This is a genomic window from Sphingomonas bacterium (assembly GCF_028289855.1).
GTDB lineage: Bacteria > Pseudomonadota > Alphaproteobacteria > Sphingomonadales > Sphingomonadaceae > Sphingomonas.
Map to the genome: position 1 here is coordinate 1 of NZ_JAQGKZ010000003.1, position 4,919 is coordinate 4,919.

Here is a 4,919-nt window from a genome sequence, read left to right on the forward strand (position 1 = left end):
GCCGCACGCTGCATCATGACGGCAACGGTCACTTCGGTGCCGGTCTCGTGACGCTGCGCTCGGCGCCCGCGGGTACCGGCATCATCGCCGGCGGCCCGATGCGCGCCGTGTTCGAGAGCCTGGGCGTGGCGGATGTGGTGACCAAGTCGGTCGGCACGTCGAACCCCTATAACATGATCCGTGCGACCTTCGAAGCGCTGGGCGAGCAGACCTCGCCCAAGAGCGTTGCGCAGCGCCGCGGCAAGAAGATCGCCGACCTGCTCGGCCGTGGTGGGTCGCAGACCGCCGAGGCCGACGCCGAAGCGATCGCGGAGTAATCGACATGGCAACCGTCAAGATCACGCAGACCGGCTCGCCGATCCGCCGCACCAAGGACCAGCGCGCGACGCTGATCGGTCTGGGCCTCAACAAGATGCACAAGACCGTCGAGCTGACCGACACGCCCGAAGTTCGCGGCATGATCCGCAAGATCTCTCACATGGTGAGCGTCGAGGGCTGAATTATGTCGGAGCGTGCGGGCCGCTATGTGTTCGCGCTGCTCCACACATACGAACTAGACGGAGAGGATGAGCAGAAGTCCTGCGGCCTCTTCGAGACTGAAGAATTGGCGGAGGAAGCCAAGCAAAAGTTGCTGATGCAACCAGGCTTCCGACGTTATCCCGATGGCTTCCTAATCGAGCGGACTCGCTTGAATGAGGCTTGGTGGACCGAAGGGTTTTCGACCCAACTGCCTGATGGGGAGTGGGTGGAAGATCCAGATTAACAAGCGCGACAAAAGCGAAAGCGAGTGCACGACATGAAACTGAACGAACTCCGCGACAATGCGGGCGCCCGTAAATCCAAGATGCGCGTCGGACGCGGCATCGGTTCGGGCAAGGGCAAGACCGGCGGACGCGGCGTCAAGGGCCAGAAGAGCCGCGAAGGCGTCTCGATCGCCGGCTTCGAAGGCGGCCAGATGCCGCTCCACATGCGGTTGCCGAAGCGCGGCTTCAACAACATCTTCGCCAAGGATTATGCCGAGGTGAATCTGGGCACGATCCAGAAGCTGGTCGATACCAAGAAGATCAAGGCCGGCGCGACGCTCGATCACGCCGCGCTCAAGGAAGCCGGCGTGGCGCGCGGCGGCAAGGATGGTGTCCGTCTGCTCGGCAAGGGCGAGTTCTCGGCGAAGCTCAACTTCACCGTCGCCGGCGCGTCGAAGGGCGCGATCGAAGCAGTCGAAAAGGCCGGCGGCAAGGTCGAGGTGATCGAGGTCGTGTCGGCTGCCGACAAGGCTGCTGCCAAGAAGGGCGTGCAGTACAAGGCGCGCAAGGCTGACAAGGAAGCCAAGCAGGCCGCGGCGAAGAAGTGATGCGTACCCGGTGACAAGCCGGGGGACGTGACTATATGAGCGGCGGGGGGCGATGCTAAGCGCTCTCCCGCCGTTTCAGTTTTCAGGACGTACACACACGATGGCATCCGCAGCCGACAGTCTCGCCTCCGGGCTCAACCTATCGAAGTTCGCGCAGGCGACCGACCTGAAGAAGCGGCTGTGGTTCACGATCGGCGCGCTGATCGTGTTCCGGCTGTTGAGCTTCGTGCCGCTACCCGGGGTCGATCCGACCGCGCTCGGTCTGCTCGGCGACAAGACCACCGGCGGCGTGCTCGATTTCTTCAACAATTTCTCCGGCGGCTCGCTCAAGCGCATGTCGCTGATCGCGCTCGGCGTGATGCCCTACATCACCGCCTCGATCGTGGTGCAGCTCGCGACGTCGCTGTCGCCGACGCTTGCCGCGATCAAGAAGGAAGGCGAGAGCGGGCGCAAGCGGCTCAATCAATATACCCGCTACGGCACCGTCGGTCTGACCGCGATCCAAGGTTACTTCATCGCGGTCGGGCTCGAAAGCTTCGGCGCGACGCAGGGCATTCAGGCGGTGGTCGAGCCCGGCATGATGTTCCGCGCGGGCGCGGTCATCTCGCTGATCGGCGGCACGATGTTCCTGATGTGGCTGGGCGAACAGATCACCAGCCGCGGCATCGGCAACGGTGTGTCGCTGATCATCATGGCGGGCATCGTCGCCAACATGCCGACCAATATCTACAATCTGGTCAACGGCAGCCGCACCGGCAGCATGGACAGTTTGACGCTGCTGCTGATCGTCGTGGCGGTCGTGGGCATCGTCCTGCTGATCTGCTTCATGGAGCGCGCGCAACGCCGCATCCTGATCCAGTACCCAAAGCGGCAAACCGCGCGCGGCGTGCAATCCGACCGCAGCCACTTGCCGCTCAAGCTGAACACCGCGGGCGTCATCCCCCCGATCTTCGCTTCGTCGTTGCTGCTGATGCCGCTGACGGTGACTCAGTTCGCCGGCAACAAGGTGGCGGGCGACAGCTGGTGGGGCGACGTGATCATCACGCTCAACCAGTATCTCCAGCACGGCAGCCCGCTCTACATGACGCTGTACGGCGCGGGGATCGTCTTCTTCGCGTTCTTATACACGGCCGTGGTGTTCAACCCCGAGGAAACCGCCGACAACCTCAAGCGCTATGGCGGGTTCATCCCCGGCATCCGCCCGGGCAAGAACACCGAAATCTATTTCGATTACGTGCTAACCCGCATCACCGTGATCGGCGCGGCGTACCTCGCGTTCATCTGTCTCGTGCCCGAATATCTGGTGTCGGCGCTGAAGATTCCGTTCTATCTGGGCGGCACCAGCTTGCTGATCGTCGTCAACGTGACGATGGACACCGTGACGCAGATTCAGTCGCACTTGCTGGCGCACCAATATGGCGACCTGATCAAGAAGGCCAAGCTGAAGGGTGGACGCCTCCGTTAAGCGGGGGCCGACGCGACAGGGGAGAGGACTGCCGTGAACATCATCCTTCTGGGGCCGCCGGGCGCGGGCAAGGGCACGCAGGCCGAGCGGCTGGTCGCGGGGCGCGGCATGGTCCAGCTGTCGACCGGCGATATGCTCCGCGCCGCGCGCAGGGCGGACACGCCGCTGGGGCATCAAGTCGCGGCGGTGATGGATTCGGGCGCGTTGGTCTCGGACGAGATCGTCTCCGCGCTGATCGACGACAAATTGGCGACGATGGCGGCCGATCAGGGCGCGATTTTCGACGGTTATCCGCGCACCGCGGCACAGGCGGAATCGCTCGACACGATCCTCAGCAGCCACGATCGCAAGCTCGACCGTGTGATCGAGCTCGAGGTAGACGAGGATGCGTTGGTCGCGCGGATCGTCGGGCGGTTTTCGTGCGCCAAGTGTGGCACCAACTATCACGACACCTTCCATCGCCCCAAGGTCGATGGCGTGTGCGACATGTGCGGATCGACCGAGTTCAAGCGCCGCCCGGACGACAATGAGGAAACCGTGCGCACGCGGATGGCCGAATATCGCGCCAAGACCGCGCCGATCATCCCGATCTACGAAGCGCGCGGTATTCTCAGCCGAGTCGACGGCATGGGCGATATCGACCATGTCAGCGCGACGATCGCGGGCATCCTCGACGCAAAGTAGCAATCGGGTTAGGCTCGCCCATCCTGAGGGGGAACCGCCATGATCCGTTTCGTCGCCGCATTCGCGTTGCTCGCCTGCGCGACGTCGCCCGTTGCCGCCGACGTCATCGATGCGTCCGCGGCGGGCTTCACCGTCTCCAAGACAGTCTCGATAGCCGCGACGCCCGACGTGGTGTGGGAAACGCTCCGCGCGCCACAACGCTGGTGGGCGAAGGATCACACTTGGTCGGGCGACAGCGCCAACCTGTACATCGACAGCCAGGCGACCGGTTGCTTTTGCGAGAAGCTGCCGGGGCGCGGCAGTGTCGCGCATGCGCGGGTAATCTTCGTCGACAAGGGCAAGCTGCTGCGGCTGGACGGCGCATTCGGGCCGCTGCAGTCGATGGCGGTGACGGGCGTGATGACGTTCGAGCTTAGCCCCGACGGCGACAAGGCGACCACGCTCAAGATGACCTACACGGTCGGCGGCTATACGCCGGGCGGGCTGGAGAAGATCGCCGCCCCGGTCGACGCGGTGCTTGGCCAGCAACTCGACGGGCTCAAGGCCGCTGTCGAAGCGCCGCCGCCTGTTGCGAAATAGCGCTGGGAACACCACCCCCGTCGCTTCGTTTTCCTCGTCGGGGCGAACAGGAGAGGCCGTCGTGGCGGATCGAAACCATGGCTGGGCGCTGATCGGGCTGGCCACGCTGGGCAGCATTGGCGGCGGCGTGCTGATGGGTCAGCAGGCAAGCGCCGACATGGCGCCGTTCTACGCCAACCTCAGCGCGACGATACCCGACGACGCCCAATCGAACGGCGTGAAAATCGTGTCGTCAGACGGAGCGCGCACCCGGGTCGAGACCGCCGACCTTAGTTATCGCCGCGCCACGACCGATGGTATGCAGGAGCCCGGGTACTAGTCCCGTTACGCTTGACACCATGCCGACTCACACCTAGATGAGCGGCCTTCCGATACACCGGCTGGCCGGCGGCGCTCGTTTGCGTCCGCCGCTGTCGTGCGTTTCGGATGTAACGCGATGAGATGGGGACCGTGGCAGCCATGCCGTTCCCCGTGGAGCTAGGAGAATTTAGTTCATGGCACGTATCGCTGGGGTTAACATCCCGACCAACAAGCGCGTGGTGATCGCGCTGACCTATATCCACGGCATCGGTTCGACCAAGGCCAAGGAAATCACCGCCAAGCTGGGCATCGCCGACACGGCGCGCGTGCAGGACCTGACCGATCAGGAAGTGCTCCAGATCCGCGAAGCGATCGATGCGAGCTACACCGTCGAGGGCGATCTTCGCCGCGAAACCGCGATGAACATCAAGCGCCTGATGGACCTGGCCTGCTATCGCGGGCTTCGCCATCGCAAGGGGCTTCCGGTCCGCGGCCAGCGCACGCATACCAATGCGCGCACCCGCAAGGGCAAGGCAAAGC

At 64.0% G+C, this 4,919-nt stretch carries 7 protein-coding genes and 1 pseudogene; all 8 read left to right on the forward strand.

Annotation, left to right across the window (positions count from 1 at the left end; all coding sequences use genetic code 11):
• Positions 1 to 317, forward strand: a pseudogene (locus tag JWM94_RS00125) (30S ribosomal protein S5); the annotation flags it as partial.
• Positions 318 to 322: 5 nt separating this feature from the next.
• The gene (gene rpmD / locus JWM94_RS00130) at positions 323 to 499 is read left to right on the forward strand and encodes a 50S ribosomal protein L30 (protein WP_299419322.1); all 177 of its coding nucleotides are present in this window, start codon (positions 323 to 325) and stop codon (positions 497 to 499) included.
• A 297-nt stretch (positions 500 to 796) separates the two neighbouring features.
• Complete coding sequence (gene rplO, locus JWM94_RS00135; RefSeq protein ID WP_299419326.1) at positions 797 to 1,351, forward strand: 50S ribosomal protein L15; 555 nt, start codon at positions 797 to 799, stop codon at positions 1,349 to 1,351.
• Between the two features lie 100 nt (positions 1,352 to 1,451).
• Positions 1,452 to 2,816, forward strand: coding sequence for a preprotein translocase subunit SecY (secY, locus tag JWM94_RS00140; RefSeq protein WP_299419329.1), 1,365 nt, complete (start codon positions 1,452 to 1,454; stop codon positions 2,814 to 2,816).
• A gap of 33 nt (positions 2,817 to 2,849) precedes the next feature.
• Complete coding sequence (locus JWM94_RS00145; RefSeq protein ID WP_299419333.1) at positions 2,850 to 3,500, forward strand: adenylate kinase; 651 nt, start codon at positions 2,850 to 2,852, stop codon at positions 3,498 to 3,500.
• Between the two features lie 39 nt (positions 3,501 to 3,539).
• Entirely contained in the window at positions 3,540 to 4,079 is a 540-nt protein-coding gene (locus JWM94_RS00150; protein ID WP_299419336.1) for an SRPBCC family protein, read from the forward strand.
• 61 nt (positions 4,080 to 4,140) lie between these two features.
• The gene (locus tag JWM94_RS00155) at positions 4,141 to 4,398 is read left to right on the forward strand and encodes a hypothetical protein (protein ID WP_299419340.1); all 258 of its coding nucleotides are present in this window, start codon (positions 4,141 to 4,143) and stop codon (positions 4,396 to 4,398) included.
• A 175-nt stretch (positions 4,399 to 4,573) separates the two neighbouring features.
• Positions 4,574 to 4,919 (forward strand): 30S ribosomal protein S13 (gene rpsM, locus JWM94_RS00160; RefSeq protein WP_299419344.1); only part of this gene is annotated, 346 nt, incomplete at its 3' end.